Source organism: 'Chrysanthemum coronarium' phytoplasma (genome assembly GCF_000744065.1).
GTDB lineage: Bacteria > Bacillota_I > Bacilli_A > Acholeplasmatales > Acholeplasmataceae > Phytoplasma > Phytoplasma asteris.
This window is the reverse complement of the sequence record NZ_BBIY01000169.1, coordinates 1-507: the sequence shown is the minus strand read 5'-3', so window position 1 is coordinate 507 and position 507 is coordinate 1. Positions and strand designations below refer to the sequence as shown.

The window sequence follows — 507 nt, the reverse complement described above, 5'->3', positions numbered from 1 at the left end:
TTTGTTATTTTTAAAAAAAGAAACACTCAATCATAATTAAAAAATATCAAAGAGGTTTATAGCCTCTTTTTTATTTTATATTTATAAATTTATAAAAAATAAAATAGAAATGTTGGAAAAAAAGATAAGTGAAAATATCATCTTTTAAAAAAAACATAATTATTGTAATAATAATCTTTTCTATACTTTTAATAATATTTGGTTGGTTAGGATGGAAAAATAACTTTTTTGCTTTAGAAGCTTCACAAAATTCTATTAAAAATACTTCTTTATCCTCTAAAAATTTTAATTATAATGATTTACAAGATTTACCAAAAAACCAAAATGAAAAAATCGAAGAACAAACTCCAGAAGCAAAAGAAAACAATTTAGATAATCCTAATCAAAAGGGGAAAAAAACATTGTATCCACAAATAACAGAAATTGAAGAAAATGAAGAAATAAAAGAAACACCCAAATACAGACCAAAAGCAACTCCCAAACCTAACCAAAACAACAACACACAAA

The 507-nt window shown here is 22.3% G+C and carries 1 pseudogene; it reads left to right on the top strand.

The annotated features are described in order from the left end of the window. Positions 1-128: 128 nt before the first annotated feature. Positions 129-507, top strand: a pseudogene (locus tag OYV_RS04345) (hypothetical protein); the annotation flags it as partial.